11 protein-coding genes and 1 tRNA gene are annotated in these 15,681 nt (G+C 59.8%); all 12 read left to right on the top strand.

Going from position 1 to position 15,681, the window contains the following annotated elements; translation table 11 throughout:
* The first annotated feature begins 118 nt into the window (after window positions 1–118).
* The 12 genes from EGJ68_RS17995 to fusA all read left to right on the top strand — a co-directional run bounded on the left by EGJ68_RS17995 (window position 119) and on the right by fusA (window position 15,625).
* Window positions 119–194, top strand: a tRNA-Trp gene (locus tag EGJ68_RS17995).
* A gap of 53 nt (window positions 195–247) precedes the next feature.
* Window positions 248–610: a preprotein translocase subunit SecE gene (gene secE / locus EGJ68_RS17990; protein WP_123035856.1), complete on the top strand. Its 363-nt coding sequence runs from the start codon at window positions 248–250 to the stop codon at window positions 608–610.
* Between the two features lie 24 nt (window positions 611–634).
* Window positions 635–1,168: a transcription termination/antitermination protein NusG gene (gene nusG / locus EGJ68_RS17985; protein WP_123035855.1), complete on the top strand. Its 534-nt coding sequence runs from the start codon at window positions 635–637 to the stop codon at window positions 1,166–1,168.
* 135 nt (window positions 1,169–1,303) lie between these two features.
* Window positions 1,304–1,738 (top strand): 50S ribosomal protein L11, encoded by a 435-nt coding sequence (rplK, locus tag EGJ68_RS17980; RefSeq protein ID WP_027951181.1) that lies wholly within the window; start codon window positions 1,304–1,306, stop codon window positions 1,736–1,738.
* Window positions 1,738–2,433: a 50S ribosomal protein L1 gene (gene rplA, locus EGJ68_RS17975; protein ID WP_123035854.1), complete on the top strand. Its 696-nt coding sequence runs from the start codon at window positions 1,738–1,740 to the stop codon at window positions 2,431–2,433. The genes rplK and rplA overlap by 1 nt, the downstream gene beginning before the upstream one ends.
* 309 nt (window positions 2,434–2,742) lie before the next feature.
* Window positions 2,743–3,270 carry a 50S ribosomal protein L10 gene (rplJ, locus tag EGJ68_RS17970; protein WP_123035853.1) on the top strand — a complete coding sequence of 176 codons (528 nt, stop codon included), beginning with the start codon at window positions 2,743–2,745 and terminating at the stop codon, window positions 3,268–3,270.
* A 43-nt stretch (window positions 3,271–3,313) separates the two neighbouring features.
* Window positions 3,314–3,694: a 50S ribosomal protein L7/L12 gene (gene rplL / locus EGJ68_RS17965; protein ID WP_123035852.1), complete on the top strand. Its 381-nt coding sequence runs from the start codon at window positions 3,314–3,316 to the stop codon at window positions 3,692–3,694.
* A gap of 186 nt (window positions 3,695–3,880) precedes the next feature.
* On the top strand, window positions 3,881–7,954 hold the full coding sequence (gene rpoB, locus EGJ68_RS17960; protein WP_123035851.1) for a DNA-directed RNA polymerase subunit beta: 4,074 nt from the start codon (window positions 3,881–3,883) through the stop codon (window positions 7,952–7,954).
* Window positions 7,955–8,034: 80 nt separating this feature from the next.
* Complete coding sequence (gene rpoC / locus EGJ68_RS17955; protein ID WP_123035850.1) at window positions 8,035–12,252, top strand: DNA-directed RNA polymerase subunit beta'; 4,218 nt, start codon at window positions 8,035–8,037, stop codon at window positions 12,250–12,252.
* A 267-nt stretch (window positions 12,253–12,519) separates the two neighbouring features.
* A complete protein-coding gene (gene rpsL, locus EGJ68_RS17950; protein ID WP_027951188.1) occupies window positions 12,520–12,891 on the top strand; it encodes a 30S ribosomal protein S12 in 372 nt (123 codons plus the stop codon).
* A 115-nt stretch (window positions 12,892–13,006) separates the two neighbouring features.
* Window positions 13,007–13,477 carry a 30S ribosomal protein S7 gene (rpsG, locus tag EGJ68_RS17945; protein ID WP_027951189.1) on the top strand — a complete coding sequence of 157 codons (471 nt, stop codon included), beginning with the start codon at window positions 13,007–13,009 and terminating at the stop codon, window positions 13,475–13,477.
* 36 nt (window positions 13,478–13,513) lie between these two features.
* Window positions 13,514–15,625: an elongation factor G gene (gene fusA / locus EGJ68_RS17940; protein ID WP_123035849.1), complete on the top strand. Its 2,112-nt coding sequence runs from the start codon at window positions 13,514–13,516 to the stop codon at window positions 15,623–15,625.
* Window positions 15,626–15,681: the final 56 nt, after the last annotated feature.

The following is a 15,681-nucleotide window of genomic DNA, read 5'->3' as shown; positions in this document are numbered from 1 at the left end:
GGCGTCGTCGCCAAGATCATCGAGTAACATCGATGCAGGGGGCGCTTTGGCGCTTCCCTGTCAACTCGGGCCGAACCGCTTGCGGGCAGTTCGGCTTCGTTGTCTCAGAAGAGGATATAGGCCAGTAGCTCAATTGGCAGAGCAGCGGTCTCCAAAACCGCAGGTTGGGGGTTCGATTCCCTCCTGGCCTGCCATTTATGGCAGGGGGTTGCGCGACAGGCGCGGCCCGACCTGAAGGATAGTTGTAATGAGTGTGGAAACGAACGCCGGGCGTTTCGATTCCGTGAAGTGGGCGGTAGTCATCGCCCTGCTGGCTGTCGGTATCATCGGCAACAGCTACTTCTCGGCGGAATCGCTGCTGTATCGAGTGCTGGGCATTGTGGCGATTGCTGCCGTGGCCGCGATGATCGCGTTGCAGACCGCCAAAGGCGCTGCATTCTGGGCTCTGGTGAAGAGTTCCCGCACGGAAATTCGCAAGGTCGTCTGGCCCACGCGGCAGGAGACGGTCCAGACCACCCTGATTGTGGTGGTCTTTGTATTGCTGGTGGCGCTAATGCTGTGGGGACTTGATTCCCTTCTCGGCTGGCTTGTGTCGCTGGTGATTGGTTAGTCGGAAAAGGATAAGGGATAGCCGATGGCAATGCGTTGGTATGTGGTCCACGCCTACTCAGGTTTTGAGAAGAAAGTTGCGGCTGCCCTGAAGGAGCGTATTGAACTGCACAACATGCAGGACCGCTTCGGTGAAATACTTGTGCCCACCGAGGAAGTGGTGGAGATGCGTGCAGGTCAGAAACGGCGCAGCGAGCGCAAGTTCTTTCCCGGCTACGTGCTGGTGCAGATGGAGCTGGACGACGGTACCTGGCACCTGGTGAAGGAAACGCCGCGAGTCATGGGCTTCATCGGTGGCAAGGCGGATGCGCCCGCGCCGATTACCGAGGCCGAAGCGGCCGCGATCCTGCAGCGGGTTGAGGCGGGCGTTGAGGCGCCTCGCCCCAAGACAATGTTCGAGCCCGGCGAGATGGTGCGGGTCATCGACGGTCCATTCAACGACTTCAATGGCGTTGTGGAAGAAGTGAATTACGAAAAGAGTCGCCTGAATGTGGCCGTGCTCATTTTCGGTCGTTCCACCCCGGTGGAGCTTGAATTCAGTCAGGTCGAAAAGGCCTGATTGCAGTGCGGCGGGTGCCACGTGAGTGGCGCCGGCCAACGTTAACGGCGGCTGCGGTCGCCACAATGGGGAGCCCGCGCAAACTGATCTCTAGTGGTCAGGATTGCAACGGCGCTAGCACCCGGGAGAGAAAACATGGCGAAGAAAGTATCGGCTTATATCAAGCTGCAGGTGGGCGCCGGTAAGGCGAACCCGAGCCCGCCGGTTGGCCCCGCGCTGGGTCAGCACGGTGTGAATATCATGGAATTCTGCAAGGCGTTCAACGCCGAGACCCAGGACCTTGAGCCCGGCCTGCCGATTCCAGTGGTCATTACCGTTTACGGCGACCGCTCGTTCACCTTCATCAAGAAAACCCCGCCCGCTGCGGTGTTGTTGCGCAAGGTGGCTGGCATCAAGTCCGGCTCTGGCACGCCCAACACGGTCAAGGTTGGCAAGGTGACCCGCGCCCAACTGGAAGACGTGGCAACGCAGAAGTGGCCCGACCTCACGGCGGCAGATATGGACGCGGCAGTCCGCACTATTGCCGGTAGCGCACGCTCCGCCGGTATCGATGTTGAGGGGGTGATCTAATGGCCAAGCTGTCCAAGCGCGTACGCGCATTCAAGGAAAAGGTTCAGCCCGGCAAAGCGTACGCGTTCGACGACGCCGTTGCCCTGCTGAAGGAATTGGCCACAGCCAAGTTCAACGAGACGATCGAAGTCTCGGTGAATCTGGGCGTGGATGCACGTAAATCAGACCAGGCCGTTCGCGGTGCTACCACGTTGCCGCACGGCACGGGCAGCCACGTGCGCGTCGCGGTGTTCACTCAGGGTGATGCGGCGGAGCAGGCCAAGGCCGCCGGTGCCGAGTTTGTGGGCATGGAAGATCTCGCCGAGCAGATCAAGGGCGGCATGATGGATTTCGACGTGGTGGTGGCTTCTCCGGATGCCATGCGCGTTGTAGGCCAGCTGGGTCAGGTACTGGGTCCGCGCGGCCTGATGCCGAACCCCAAGACCGGCACCGTCACCCCCGACGTGCTCACTGCGGTGAAGAATGCCAAAGCTGGCCAGGTGCGTTTCCGTACCGACAAGAACGGCATCATTCACGGCGGAATTGGCAAGATTGACTTCGAGCCTGCTGCGATCAGGGGCAACCTCGAGGCGTTGCTGGCCGACCTGCGCAAGGCGAAGCCCTCCTCCGCGAAGGGCGTGTACATGAAGAAAATCACCCTGTCCACGACCATGGGCCCGGGTGTCACGGTCGATCAGTCCTCGATCGAAGCTTGATCGACAGCTCCCCCACAAGGGGAGGTGTCACAGGGGCCAGCCACGGACGGGTGGCCCGGGTAGTGCGCTCCTACCGGAGCGCGTTACCTACTTTGAGGTCTTTGGAGCAGTCTTGGGCGAATGCCTGATTAGCTGAAAACTGAAGGCCATCAAAGACCGTAGGTGCCTGCGTTGTCCACGACAGCACGGCTTAATCGAGCAGCCCGCAAGTGTTGCCCAACCTACGCAGATGGTGGATGTGTTCACCACGCAAGGTGGTATTGCCATAGCGTTGGCGGTACCGGAACTGTAAATCCAGGAGTAATACCAGTGGCAATTGGACTCGACGACAAGAAAGCGATCGTTGCTGAAGTTAACGAGACTGCCACCAATGCCCTGTCCCTGGTGATCGCCGATGCACGTGGCGTCACCGTGGACGGAATGACAGCTTTGCGCCAAAGCGCTCGCGAAAATTCAGTGACCCTCCGTGTTGTGCGGAACACACTGGCCAAGCGCGCGCTGGCGGGAACGGACTACGAATGCGTCAGCGACGCGCTCGTGGGCCCCTCCCTGTTCGGATTTTCGATGGAAGATCCGGGTGCAGCGGCACGGTTGTTCAAGGATTTCGCCAAGGAGAATAAACACTTCGAGGTGAAGGTATTGGCGGTGAGCGGCCAAATGCTGGGTGCGGATCAACTGGATGTACTGGCCAAACTGCCGACGCGTGATCAGGCACTCTCGATATTGATGAGTGTGATGAAGGCGCCGGTAACGAAGCTGGTACAGACGATGAACGAAGTACCTGGAAAATTGGTTCGCACACTGGCAGCAGTACGCGATCAGAAAGAAGCGGCGTAAGTCGCCGCTATTTTATTTATCAGCTAACCGGGAGATATGAGTCATGGCTCTGTCCAAAGATGACATTCTGAATGCAATCGCTGAAATGAGCGTAATGGATATCGTTGAGCTCATCAGCGCAATGGAAGAAAAATTCGGTGTAACCGCTGCTGCAGCTGTTGCTGCCGCACCGGCTGCTGCCGCTGGCGATGCCGGCGCAGCTGCTGAAGAGCAGACCGAGTTCGACGTAATTTTGACCAGCGCTGGCGAGAAGAAAGTCAACGTGATCAAAGTCGTACGTGAAGTAACCGGCCTGGGCCTGAAAGAAGCCAAGGCTGTGGTTGACGGCGCCCCGTCACCTGTCAAGGAAGGTGTTTCCAAGGCAGATGCGGATGCGCTGAAAGCCAAGCTGGAAGAAGCAGGCGCGGCCGTCGAGGTCAAGTAAGCGCTTGCCTTACGTCTGGCCCAGGCTGGACCAGGACAAGGCTGGTGGGCGTGTTTGCCTGCCGGCCTTTTCCCGCTTGATGAGCACAAGTTTTTCAGGGTGGGCTGCGCGCGTGCAGCTCACCCGTCAAGAGCCTCGCTTGCCGCCGGCAGGGCGGCGGGAAGCTAAACACGCTGGGGAGTACTGATGGCATACTCGTACACTGAGAAAAAACGTATTCGCAAGGACTTCGGCAAACTGTCGAACATGATGGATATTCCATATCTGCTTGCGATCCAACTCGATTCTTACCGGAAGTTCACCCAGCAGGGCATACCACTCGAGGAGCGCGGCGACTACGGTTTGCACGCGGCCTTTAAATCGGTATTCCCGATCGTCAGCTACAGCGGCAACGCTGCATTGGAATACGTTGACTACAAACTCGGCACGCCCGTGTTTGATGTCAGCGAGTGCCAGTTGCGTGGCATCACGTATTCCTGTGCCCTGCGGGTCAAGGTGCGTTTGATCATCTACGACAAGGATGCCTCCAGCAAGACCATCAAGGACATCAAGGAGCAGGAAGTCTACATGGGGGAGATCCCCCTGATGACCGACAACGGCACGTTCGTGGTCAACGGCACCGAGCGTGTGATTGTTTCCCAGCTGCACCGCTCCCCGGGCGTGTTCTTTGACCACGACAAGGGCAAGACGCACTCCTCCGGGAAGCTGCTCTACTCTGCTCGTGTCATTCCCTACCGTGGCTCCTGGCTGGACTTCGAGTTCGACCCCAAAGACATGGTGTTCGTACGTATCGACCGCCGGCGCAAGCTGCCGGCCACGATTCTGCTGCGCGCGTTGGGTTACCAGTCTGAAGAAATCCTCGATATGTTCTACGAGGTGAACACTTTCACCGTCGACAAGGACGGCAACTACAAGATGGCGCTGATCCCCGCGCGTCTGCGTGGTGACGTGGCGTCCTTCGATATCAAGGTGGGCCGCAAGGTCGTCGTCGAGCAGGGCCGTCGCATCACCGCTCGCCACATTCGCGAGCTGGAGAAGGCCGAAGTTGCCGAGCTCGAGATTCCGCGTGAATACCTCCATGGCCGCGCGCTGGCGAAGAATATCGTCGACGAGAAGACCGGCGAAGTGGTGGTGGAATGCAACGCCGAGCTGAACGATGAGATTCTCACCCGCCTGGCGGAGATGGGCATCAACAACATCGATACGCTCTACACCAACGAGCTGGATTGCGGCCCCTACGTATCCGACACCCTGCGCCTGGACACCACGCGCAACGAACTGGAAGCGCTGGTCGAAATCTACCGCATGATGCGCCCCGGCGAGCCGCCGACCAAGGAGTCTGCAGAGAACCTGTTCCAGAACCTGTTCTTCTCCCCGGATCGCTATGACCTGTCAGCGGTAGGTCGCATGAAGTTCAACCGTCGCCTCGGTCGCGAAGAAGTGACCGGCAGTGGTGTGCTGGACCGCGAAGATATCGTGGAAGTACTGAAGGCACTGGTGTCTATCCGTAACGGTCGCGGCATGACCGACGACATCGACCACCTGGGTAACCGCCGTGTGCGCAGTGTGGGCGAAATGGCCGAGAACCAGTTCCGTGTGGGCCTGGTGCGTGTTGAGCGCGCGGTCAAGGAGCGCCTGTCGATGGCCGAGAGCGAAGGCCTCATGCCGCAGGACCTGATCAACGCCAAGCCGGTGTCGGCTGCAGTGAAAGAGTTCTTCGGTTCCAGCCAGCTCTCGCAGTTCATGGACCAGAACAACCCGCTGTCTGAAGTCACGCACAAGCGCCGCGTGTCTGCGCTTGGGCCGGGCGGCCTTACCCGTGAGCGCGCCGGCTTCGAGGTGCGTGACGTGCACCCAACGCACTACGGTCGCGTCTGCCCGATTGAAACGCCGGAAGGTCCGAACATTGGCTTGATCAACTCGCTGGCGACCTACGCCCGCACCAACGATTACGGCTTCCTTGAGAGCCCGTACCGCAAGGTGGTTAACGGCCAGGTCACCGACGACGTGGAATTCCTGTCTGCGATCAACGAAGCCGAGCACGTGATTGCCCAGGCATCGGCGGCGGTGGACAGCAAGAACCGCTTTGTCGACGACCTGATCGCCGTGCGTCACATGAACGAATTCACGGTCATGCCGCCCGAAAAGGTGGACTATATGGACGTGTCGCCAAAGCAGGTCGTGTCTGTTGCTGCGGCGTTGATTCCGTTCCTTGAGCACGATGACGCGAACCGCGCGCTCATGGGCTCGAACATGCAGCGCCAGGCCGTTCCCACACTGAAGTGTGAGAAGCCGTTGGTGGGTACCGGCATGGAACGCTACGTGGCCGCTGACTCCGGTGTCTGTGTCGTGGCCCGCCGCGACGGCGTTATCGACTCCGTGGACGCCAGCCGCATCGTGGTCCGTGTCAACGACAAGGACGTGGGTCGTGACGAGGCACCGGTTGATATCTACAACCTGACCAAGTACACCCGCTCCAACCAGAACACCTGTATCAACCAGCGTCCGATCGTGAAGCAGGGTGATGTAGTGGCCCGCGGCGATATCCTCGGCGATGGACCGTCCGTCGATATGGGTGACCTGGCACTGGGCCAGAACATTCGCATCGCGTTCATGCCCTGGAACGGCTACAACTTCGAGGACTCCATCCTGGTGTCCGAGAATGTGGTGAAGGAAGACCGTTTCACCACCATCCACATCCAGGAGCTCACCTGCATAGCCCGCGACACCAAGCTGGGCTCCGAGGAAATCTCCTCGGACATCCCCAATGTGGGCGAGAGCGCGCTGTCCAAGCTCGACGAGTCCGGCATTGTGTACATCGGTGCCGAGGTTGAGGCAGGCGACATTCTGGTGGGCAAGGTCACGCCGAAGGGCGAAACCCAGCTGACCCCGGAAGAAAAACTGCTGCGCGCCATCTTTGGTGAGAAGGCCTCGGACGTGAAGGATACGTCACTGCGTGTACCGTCCAGCACCAAGGGTACGGTGATCGACGTGCAGGTATTCACCCGCGATGGCCTGGAAAAGGACCCGCGCGCACTGCAGATCGAGAAGCACCAGCTCGACAAGTTCCGCAAGGACCTCAAGGAAGAGTATCGCATCTTTGAAGAGGCGACCTTCTCCCTGCTGGGCAACCAGCTCAAGGGTGCCAAGACCGTCAGCGGTGCTGGCCTGGCGAAGGGCACTGAGCTCAGCGCCAAAGTGCTGGCGGACCTGGACCGCGAGCAGTGGTTCAAGCTCAAGCTGGCCGACAGCGACCTGAACGAGGCACTGGCGGCCGCCAAGAAGCAGCTCGACGAGCAGACCAAACTGCTGGAAGAGCGCTTCGAAGACAAAAAGCGCAAGCTGCAGAGCGGCGATGACCTGGCACCGGGCGTATTGAAGATCGTCAAGGTCTACCTGGCCATCAAGCGTCGCATCCAGCCGGGCGACAAGATGGCTGGTCGTCACGGTAACAAGGGTGTTATTTCGGTCATCATGCCGATTGAGGACATGCCTTTCGACGAAAATGGCGAGCCGGTGGACATCGTGCTCAACCCGCTGGGCGTGCCGTCGCGCATGAACGTGGGCCAGATTCTCGAAACCCACCTGGGCATGGCTGCCAAGGGCCTGGGCGTGAAAATCGACCAGATGTTGCAGGAGCAGCGCAAGGTCGCGGAAGTGCGCGAGTTCCTGGAGCGCATCTACAACAACGGTGCCGGCCGTCCGGAAGATCTCAAGTCATTGAGTGACAAAGAGATTCTGGCCCTTGCCGGCAACCTGCGCGAAGGCGTGCCGATGGCGACGCCGGTGTTTGACGGCGCTGCCGAAGAGTCGATCAAGGAGCTGCTGGCTCTGGCTGATCTGCCCGAAAGCGGCCAGTTCACGCTGTACGACGGCCGTTCTGGCGAGGCATTTGATCGCCCGGTGACCGTGGGCTACATGTACATGCTGAAGCTCAACCACCTGGTGGACGACAAGATGCACGCCCGTTCTACCGGCTCCTACAGCCTGGTTACCCAGCAACCGCTGGGCGGCAAGGCACAGTTCGGTGGCCAGCGCTTCGGTGAAATGGAGGTGTGGGCACTGGAAGCCTACGGTGCCGCTTACACCCTGCAGGAAATGCTCACCGTGAAGTCGGACGACGTCGCGGGGCGCACCAAGATGTACAAGAACATCGTCGATGGTGACCATCGTATGGAACCGGGCATGCCCGAGTCCTTCAACGTGTTGGTCAAGGAAATACGCTCCCTCGGTATTGATATCGAGCTGGAGAGTGACTAACCAGCGGTAATACGGACTCGGGGCTACGGCGGCACGGTGTGTCGCGGTAGCTGGAAGGAAAACCTCGTGGAGGAAAGACCTTGAAAGACTTACTTAATCTGCTCAAGTCCCAGGGACAGTCTGAAGAATTCGACGCCATCCGTATCGGCCTGGCGTCGCCCGAAATGATCCGCGCCTGGTCATTCGGTGAAGTGAAGAAGCCGGAGACCATCAATTACCGGACCTTCAAGCCAGAGCGCGACGGCTTGTTCTGCGCCAAGATTTTTGGCCCGGTAAAGGATTACGAGTGCCTGTGCGGCAAGTACAAGCGCCTCAAGCATCGCGGTGTGATCTGCGAGAAGTGCGGCGTGGAAGTGGCGCTGGCGAAGGTGCGTCGTGAGCGCATGGGTCACATCGAACTGGCGAGCCCGGTGGCACACATCTGGTTCCTGAAGTCACTGCCGTCGCGCATTGGCCTGTTGCTGGACATGACCCTGCGCGATATCGAGCGCGTGCTCTATTTCGAATCGTATGTGGTGACCGATCCCGGCCTCACCACGCTCAACCCCGGTCAGTTGCTGACCGATGAAGAGTATTACGAGGCGATGGAAGAGTTCGGTGACGAGTTCACCGCGAAAATGGGTGCCGAAGCGGTTCAGGACCTCATGAAGCAGCTCGATCTCGAGCGCGAGATCGTGACCCTGCGCGAGGAAATCCCGCAGACCAACTCGGAAACCAAGATCAAGAAGCTCTCCAAGCGCTTGAAGTTGATGGAGGCCTTTGCCGGTTCCGGCAACAAGCCCCAGTGGATGGTGTTGAACGCGCTGCCCGTGTTGCCGCCGGATCTGCGTCCGCTGGTACCGCTGGATGGCGGCCGTTTCGCCACCTCGGACCTGAACGACCTGTACCGCCGGGTGATCAACCGCAACAACCGCCTCAAGCGCCTGCTGGACCTCAACGCGCCCGATATTATCGTGCGCAACGAAAAGCGCATGCTGCAGGAATCTGTGGACGCGCTGCTGGACAACGGCCGCCGTGGCCGTGCCATCACTGGCTCCAACAAGCGCCCGCTGAAATCCCTGGCCGACATGATCAAGGGCAAGCAGGGGCGTTTCCGCCAGAACCTGCTCGGCAAGCGTGTCGACTACTCCGGTCGTTCCGTGATCGTGGTAGGTCCCACGCTCAGGCTGCACCAGTGCGGCCTGCCCAAGAAGATGGCACTTGAGCTGTTCAAGCCGTTCATCTTCGGCAAGCTGGAAGCACGTGGCCTGGCCACGACGATCAAGGCCGCGAAGAAAATGGTCGAGCGCGAGCCGCCGGAAGTCTGGGACATTCTCGCCGAAGTGATTCGCGAGCACCCGGTACTGCTGAACCGCGCGCCTACCCTGCACCGTCTGGGCATTCAGGCCTTTGAACCTGTGCTGATTGAGGGCAAGGCGATCCAGCTGCATCCGCTGGTCTGCGCCGCTTACAACGCCGACTTCGACGGTGACCAGATGGCGGTACACGTGCCGCTGACTCTGGAAGCGCAGCTGGAAGCCCGCGCACTGATGATGTCGACCAACAACATCCTGTCTCCCGCCAACGGCGAGCCGATCATCGTGCCCTCGCAGGACGTGGTACTGGGGCTGTATTACATGACGCGTGAGCGCGTGAATGCCAAGGGTGAAGGCATGATCTTCGCCAACGTCTCCGAGGTGAACCGCGCTTATCGCGCCGGGCACGTACACCTCCAGGCGCGGGTCAAGGTGCGCATTCACGAAGTGGTGCAGAACGAAGAGGGTGAGCGCTCAGAGCGCACTGTGGTGCTTGACACTACCGTGGGTCGGGCCCTGCTGTGGGAAGTCGTGCCGGAAGGTATCGGCTACGACATGGTCAACCAGGACATGACCAAGAAGGCCATCTCCCGGATTATCAACCAGTGCTATCGCGTAGTTGGCCTGAAGGCGACCGTGATCTTTGCCGATCAGCTGATGTACACCGGCTACGAATACTCCACGCGTTCCGGTGCCTCCATCGGCGTTAACGATTTCGTGATTCCCGAAGCCAAGGCGGAGCTGATTGCCCGCGCTGACCGGGAAGTGAAGGAAATCGAAGACCAGTACGCCGCCGGTCTGGTAACCCAGGGCGAGAAGTACAACAAGGTGATCGACATCTGGTCCCGCGCCAACGACCTCGTGTCCAAGGCGATGATGGAGGGCATTTCCAAGGAGACCGTTGTTAATCGCGCAGGAGATGAAGAGCAGCAGGCGTCTTTCAACTCGGTGTATATCTACGCCGACTCCGGCGCCCGGGGTTCACCAGCGCAGATTCGCCAGCTGGCCGGCATGCGCGGCCTGATGGCCAAGCCCGACGGCTCCATCATTGAAACGCCGATTGTGGCCAACTTCCGTGAAGGCCTGAACGTACTGCAGTACTTCATCTCAACCCACGGGGCGCGGAAAGGTCTGGCGGATACCGCACTGAAAACCGCCAACTCCGGTTACCTCACCCGTCGTCTGGTTGACGTCGCGCAGGACCTGGTGGTGACGGAAGTCGATTGCGGCACAGACCAGGGGCTGTTGATGACCCCGGTGATCGATGGCGGCGACATCATCGAGTCGCTGGGTGATCGCGTGCTCGGCCGTATCGTCGCGCGCGACGTGATTCGCCCCGGCACGGAAGACGAGATCGCTATCACTGCGGGCACCATGCTCGACGAACTGTGGATCAAGCGCATCGAGGAAATGGGCATCGACGAGGTGGAGGTGCGCTCCCCTATTACCTGCGAAACCCGGCACGGCATCTGTTCTGCCTGCTACGGCCGTGACCTGGCCCGGGGCCACCGGGTCAACATGGGTGAAGCCGTGGGTGTTGTTGCCGCGCAATCCATTGGTGAGCCGGGTACCCAGCTGACCATGCGTACCTTCCACATCGGTGGTGCGGCCTCGCGGCAAACCGCGCAGGACAATATCCAGGTCATGAACGACGGTAAGGTGCGCCTGCACAACGTCAAGACCGTGGAGCGCAATGACGGCTTCCTGATTGCGGCCTCGCGTTCGGGTGAGCTGTCGGTGCTGGACAAGATGGGCCGCGAGCGCGAGCGCTACAAGCTGCCCTACGGTGCCATCATCAAGGTACAGGACCACGCCGATGTTGCGTCGGGCGATGTGGTGGCGAACTGGGATCCCCACACCCACCCCATCATCACCGAGGTGGCGGGTATCGCGCGCTTCTCCGGTATGGAAGAGGGCATCACCATCAAGCGCCAGACGGACGAGCTGACCGGCTTGTCCAGCATTGAGGTGCTGGATGTGGGTGAGCGCCCAGCAGCGGGCAAGGACGTGCGTCCAGCGATTACCCTGGTCGATGACAAGGGCGAGGAGCTGTGCCTGGCGAACACCAACGTGCCGGCGCATTACTTCCTGCCGCCGAACGCGTTGGTGAGCCTGGAGGACGGCGCTCGCCTGGATGCCGGTGCGGTTATCGCCCGTATTCCCCAGGAAGGCTCCAAGACCCGTGACATCACCGGTGGTCTGCCGCGCGTGGCCGACCTGTTCGAAGCGCGCAAGCCGAAAGAGCCCGCTATCCTCGCGGAAATCTCCGGTGCTGTGAGCTTCGGCAAGGAAACCAAGGGCAAGCGTCGACTGGTGATCACGCCCACTGAAGGGCAGACGCTGCCTGACGGCTCCGATCACTATGAGGTGCTGATTCCCAAGTGGCGCCTGATGTCAGTATTCGAAGGTGAATTCGTCGAAAAGGGCGAAATCGTCTCCGAAGGCCCCTTGAGCCCGCACGATATCCTGCGCCTGAAAGGTGTCGAGCAGCTGGCCAAGTACATCTCCAACGAGATCCAGGAGGTCTACCGTCTGCAGGGTGTGAAGATCAACGACAAGCACATCGAGGTGATTGTTCGCCAGATGCTGCGCAAGGTGATTATCACGTCTTCCGGCGACTCCACCCTGATCAAGGGCGAGCAGGTCGAGTTTGTGGCCTTCATCGAGGAGAACGAGCGCCTGATGGCCGAGGGGCTGGTGCCCGCGTCTGCGGATCGCGAGCTGCTGGGTATCACCAAGGCCTCACTGGCGACGGAAAGCTTCATCTCGGCGGCGTCTTTCCAGGAGACCACCCGGGTGTTGACCGAAGCGGCGGTGACGGGCAAGCGCGACTACCTGCGCGGGCTGAAGGAAAACGTGGTTGTGGGTCGTCTGATCCCAGCCGGTACTGGCCTTGCCTACCACGAGGAGCGCAAGCGCACCCGTGGTAGCGAGGTGGAAATGAGTGTGTCTGCCCAGGAAATCGAGGCGGCACTCACCGAGGCACTGCAGGACACCGAATAAAGGTGGCGCTCCAGGGCCGCGAGGCCCCGGAGTTGCAGAGGCCGATGTTGCTGTCGGCCTCTACTCTGTTCTTGACTCGCATGGGGGGCGTCTATAGAATGCCGCCTCCTCTTTCCCGGGGTGCCTCGCCGTGTGTGTGGCGCCCGGGGTATCGCGCTGTATGGAAAGGCCTTCGAAGTGGGCCCCCGTTGGCGCTGCAAGCCGTTGAATCGGCTTGAGGATGGCTGCATGGCCATGAATTCAAACAATATCTGGAGTTCTAACTAGATGGCAACGATCAACCAATTGGTTCGTAAGCCGAGGAAGCGCAAGGTCGCCAAGAGCGACGTGCCGGCCCTGCAAAGCTGCCCCCAGCGCCGCGGTGTCTGCACGCGTGTTTACACGACGACCCCCAAGAAGCCGAACTCTGCACTGCGTAAAGTCTGCCGTGTGCGCCTGACCAACGGGTACGAAGTGTCTTCGTACATCGGCGGTGAAGGCCACAACCTGCAGGAGCACAGCGTGGTGCTGATTCGCGGCGGCCGGGTAAAGGATTTGCCGGGTGTGCGTTACCACACCGTGCGCGGCAGCCTGGATACCTCCGGTGTCTCGGCGCGTCGTCAGGGCCGTTCCAAGTACGGCGCCAAGCGGCCGAAATAAGCTCCCGGGGCTGTGCCCCGGGTCAACAGTGAAGTGAGTAAGGCCGAACCCCTGCCTCCCCCGCCTGTGTTGCAGGTCGGTGTTCGGATCAACCTGAAGAGAGAAGGGCAACAACATGCCAAGAAGACGCGTAGTCGCCAAACGTGAAGTGCTGCCGGATCCCAAGTTCGGTAACGTTACGCTGGCCAAGTTCATGAACCATGTAATGATCAGCGGCAAGAAGTCCGTCGCGGAAACCATCGTCTACGGTGCGCTGGAAATTGTTCAGGAGCGCCTGAAGAAAGATCCCATCGAGGCCTTTGACGAAGCGCTTGAGAATATCGCGCCGATGGTCGAAGTGAAATCTCGCCGCGTCGGTGGTGCAACTTACCAGGTGCCGGTTGAAGTGCGTCCCGCCCGCCGCGTGGCATTGTCCATGCGCTGGCTGGTTGATTACGCGCGCAACCGCGGTGAGAAGTCCATGCGCCAGCGTCTGGCCGGTGAGATCATCGACGCTTCGCAGGGCAAGGGCAACGCCGTGAAGAAGCGCGAAGACGTGCATCGCATGGCAGAAGCCAACAAGGCCTTCTCGCACTACCGGTTCTAAATTAACGCCAGGCAACCTGTTACAGGGGAATTTATCGTGGCACGCAAGACTCCTATCAAGCGATACCGCAACATCGGTATCTGCGCCCACGTGGACGCGGGTAAAACCACGACCACCGAGCGCGTACTTTTTTACACTGGCCGGTCTCACCGCATTGGTGAGGTGCACGATGGTGCGGCGACCATGGACTGGATGGAGCAGGAGCAGGAGCGTGGTATTACCATCACGTCCGCTGCTACAACCTGTTTCTGGCGCGGTATGGACGCCCAGTTCGATGAGCACCGTATCAACATCATCGACACCCCCGGACACGTGGATTTCACTATTGAAGTGGAGCGGTCCCTGCGTGTACTCGACGGCGCGGTTGTGGTGTTGTGCGGTTCCTCCGGCGTACAGCCGCAGACGGAAACCGTTTGGCGTCAGGCTAACAAGTACGAAGTGCCACGCATGGTGTTCGTCAACAAGATGGACCGTGCCGGCGCCGACTTCATGCGCGTGGTTGGCCAGCTGAAAACGCGCCTCGGTGCGAACGCCGTGCCCCTGCAGATGACTATTGGTGCAGAAGACGAGTTCAAGGGCGTTATCGACCTGGTGGTGAACAAGGCCATTCTCTGGAATGAAGACGACCAGGGCATGACGTTTACGCTTGCTGATATTCCTGCGGATATGGCTGACGAAGTGGCAGAGATGCGGGAATTCCTCGTCGAGTCTGCCGCGGAAGCGACCGAAGAGCTGATGGAAAAATACCTTGAAGGCGGTGAGCTCACCGTGGAAGAGATCAAGGCCGGCATTCGTGCTCGCACCCTGGCTAACGAGATCGTACCGGTCATCGGCGGTTCTGCGTTCAAGAACAAGGGTGTTCAGGCCATGCTGGACGCGGTGATTGAGTACTTGCCCTCGCCGACAGAAGTGCGGGCCATCGAAGGTACGTTGCTGGACCGGGATGGTACAGTAGAGACCCGTGAAGCGGACGACGACGCTCCGTTTGCGGCGCTGGCATTCAAGATCGCAACCGACCCCTTCGTCGGTACGCTGACCTTCTTCCGCGTCTACTCCGGCAAGCTGGAGAGCGGCACGGGTGTTTTCAACTCCGTGAAGGAAAAGAAAGAGCGTATCGGCCGGATGGTGCAGATGCACGCCAACAGCCGCGAAGAGATCAAGGAAGTGCTGGCGGGCGATATCGCCGCGGCGGTGGGCCTGAAGGACACCACCACCGGCGACACGCTGTGCGATGCAGACAAGCCCATCGTGCTTGAGCGCATGGAGTTCCCCGAGCCTGTGATTTCGGTGGCGGTTGAGCCCAAATCCAAGCCGGACCAGGAAAAAATGGGTATCGCACTGGGCAAACTGGCTCAGGAAGACCCTTCTTTCCGCGTCAAGACCGACCCGGAAACCGGGCAGACGATCATCTCGGGTATGGGTGAGTTGCACCTTGATATCCTGGTTGACCGCATGCGCCGCGAGTTCAACGTAGAAGCCAACATCGGCAAGCCTCAGGTGGCGTATCGTGAAGCGATCCGCAACAAGAGCGAAATCGAAGGCAAGTTCGTGCGTCAGTCCGGTGGCCGCGGCCAGTATGGTCACGTCTGGGTGCGCTTTGAGCCAGGCGAAGACGAAAACGCCGAAGGTCTGGAATTTGTCAACGAAGTGGTTGGCGGTACGGTTCCGCGCGAATACGTGCCAGCGGTACAGAAGGGCATTGAAGAGCAGATGCAGAACGGCGTACTGGCCGGCTACCCGCTGCTCGGCCTGAAGGCCACGCTGTTCGACGGCTCCTTCCACGATGTGGACTCGAACGAAATGGCGTTCAAGATCGCAGCGAGCATGGCGACCAAGAAGCTGGCTGAAAAGGGCGGTGCGGTATTGCTTGAGCCGATCATGAAAGTGGAAGTGATTACACCCGAGGAAAACATGGGTGACGTGGTCGGTGACCTTAATCGCCGCCGCGGTCTCATTTCCGGCATGGACGAAAGCGTTTCTGGCAAGGTGATCAACGCGGAAGTGCCGTTGGCCGAAATGTTCGGCTACGCGACCGACCTGCGCTCAGCAACCCAGGGCCGCGCGACCTACACGATGGAGTTCATGAAGTATTCGGAAGCGCCGAACAACATCGCGCAGGACATCATTTCCAAGAACACAACCAAATAACCCAGCTATCCCATAGAGGTGACTAACAGTGGCAAAGGAAAAGTTCGAACGTAATA

The sequence above is a fragment of the Haliea alexandrii genome (assembly GCF_003719295.1).
GTDB lineage: Bacteria > Pseudomonadota > Gammaproteobacteria > Pseudomonadales > Halieaceae > Haliea > Haliea alexandrii.
The sequence above is the reverse complement of the archived record's forward strand: the minus strand, read 5'-3'. Positions and strand labels throughout refer to the sequence as shown.